Source organism: Moorena sp. SIO2C4 (assembly GCF_010672485.1).
Lineage (GTDB): Bacteria > Cyanobacteriota > Cyanobacteriia > Cyanobacteriales > Coleofasciculaceae > Moorena > Moorena producens.
The window spans coordinates 1-1,812 of sequence record NZ_JAAHGN010001301.1; the positions used below are offsets into that span (position 1 = coordinate 1).

Here is a 1,812-nt window from a genome sequence, read left to right on the forward strand (position 1 = left end):
GTCCCTTCCGGTGCGCGCCTCCTAGGGCGAGTAAATCGCCCTTGGGTCGCACCGCAAAGTTGGGGGATTTAGGGGGCTTTAACTTTCACCAGATGATCGCGAATTCATTCCTTAATTCAGCAACGCCAAAGACGTTAAGCAATTATTTAAATTTACCTTGCTGGGTGTGATTCCCCACTTTAGTAAAACTCAATTATTAAATCCATCACAGGAAGTTTTAGATCCATTTACCCCCCAAGTTATTGTTCGGAATACGCCTCGGTCTCCCATCAGTGAATCCTATCGGATGCTGCAAGCAAATCTCAAGTTTTTGAGTTCAGATAAAGCCCTCAAGGCGGTGACTGTGACTAGTTCCTTACCTCAAGAAGGTAAGTCAACGGTGTCTGCTAATTTAGCAGCAGTGATTGCTCAGCGAGGAAGTAAGGTATTGCTAATCGATGCTGATCTCCATAAGCCTGTTCAACATCGGATCTGGGATTTGTCCAATGAAGTGGGCTTGAGCAATATGCTTGTGAATCAGGTTAACTTGGGGGATGCCATTAAACCAGTAATCGAGACTCTGGATGTCCTGACCTCTGGAGTAGTACCTCCTAATCCAGCAGTGCTTCTGGATTCCCAGCGCATGGCTTCATTGATTAACCATGTTGCTAGTCGTTACGACTTTGTGATTATTGATACCCCTTCTTTAAACGTTGCTGCTGATGCTCCTATCTTAGGAAAAATGACCGATGGTGTGCTGTTAGTTTCCCGACCTGGAGTGGTAGATTCTGGTAGTGCTGCTTTCGCCTTTTGGAGCAGTCTGGTCAGACTGTTCTGGGCTTGGTGGTTAATGGCGTGATTCCTGATAATGAGCCTAACAGTTATTACCATTTTTCTCAGGAATACATTTCAGATGAAAGCGTTGCTCTTAATAGAATACTTGATGTTGCTAGTTATGAGTAATTAGATCATATATAGCAAAGGGAACAGGGAGTAGGGAGTAGGGAGCAGGGAGTAGGGAGTAGGGAGTAGGGAGTAGGGAGTAGGGAGGACGATTTCCCCTTATTCCTAGATACTGAATCTAATTAGAATTGACGATTTACTATTGACCATCATCCCTAGATAATTAATAGATAATTACAAAGAACGGGAGATAGTGCGAAAGATGTAGTGATTAGTTAGAGTGCATTGACTTTGTGGAGTTCTACGTTGCCTCCTTCAAAGACTTGAATCATGAGTTGATAGCCTGTCTTGATGCAGTCGCTCATGGGGGTAACCCCCAAGACCGCGCTGCATCGCTTCCATCAATGACATTCCAACAAGTGGTTCTGAATCAGCTTCATCGATGGGAATTGTTAGAGAGAATCCGTCCCATAGGATAACTACCTCATACACATTAAAAATACATTCACTACCATCCCCAAGAAGAGCGCGTCCTCGCCTTTTCCATCTCAGATTTAACTGAGTAATCAAATCTGGAGACAGTGAAAGCCAACCATTAAACCCTGTATCTATGATTGCCGCTTGAGTGTAAATTTTACCATTCAAGCCATAAATTGAAATGGGAATAATGGGTTCAAAGTCTGCATTAACATTTCCTCTAATCATCCCGTTCTTTTTCCACGTCCACCGAACCGACGAACATAGCGTGAACCAATCCGGACTATCCAGATTTGAGAGGTTGTCTGAAAAGTCTCATTTGCTACATCCAAGCCCCCGTTGGTCCCCCAATTTTGGGGGACTTCTACCAGCAAATTGATTCTTGTTCCCCCCAGAATTGGGGGGCTAGGGGGGCAAAATTCAGTATCAAAAAACTTTTCAGATATCCTCTGA

General features: G+C 44.0%; 3 protein-coding genes. 1 reads left to right on the top strand and 2 read right to left on the bottom strand.

What is annotated here, in order from left to right; all coding sequences use genetic code 11:
* The first annotated feature begins 166 nt into the window (after positions 1-166).
* Complete coding sequence (locus tag F6K20_RS36855; protein ID WP_229414732.1) at positions 167-838, top strand: CpsD/CapB family tyrosine-protein kinase; 672 nt, start codon at positions 167-169, stop codon at positions 836-838.
* Between the two features lie 359 nt (positions 839-1,197).
* Here the strand turns inward: F6K20_RS36855 and F6K20_RS36860 are convergent, their stop codons facing one another.
* Both F6K20_RS36860 and F6K20_RS36865 read right to left on the bottom strand, forming a co-directional pair.
* Complete coding sequence (locus F6K20_RS36860; RefSeq protein ID WP_008188729.1) at positions 1,198-1,587, bottom strand: hypothetical protein; 390 nt, start codon at positions 1,585-1,587, stop codon at positions 1,198-1,200.
* The gene (locus F6K20_RS36865) at positions 1,584-1,805 is read right to left on the bottom strand and encodes a hypothetical protein (RefSeq protein WP_287298175.1); all 222 of its coding nucleotides are present in this window, start codon (positions 1,803-1,805) and stop codon (positions 1,584-1,586) included. The genes F6K20_RS36860 and F6K20_RS36865 overlap by 4 nt, the downstream gene beginning before the upstream one ends.
* Positions 1,806-1,812: the final 7 nt, after the last annotated feature.

Bases quoted from the DNA above. Each gene is read 5' to 3' on its own strand.
- F6K20_RS36860 (WP_008188729.1), bottom strand. From the start codon at position 1,587: ATGATTAGAGGAAATGTTAATGCAGACTTTGAACCCATTATTCCCATT.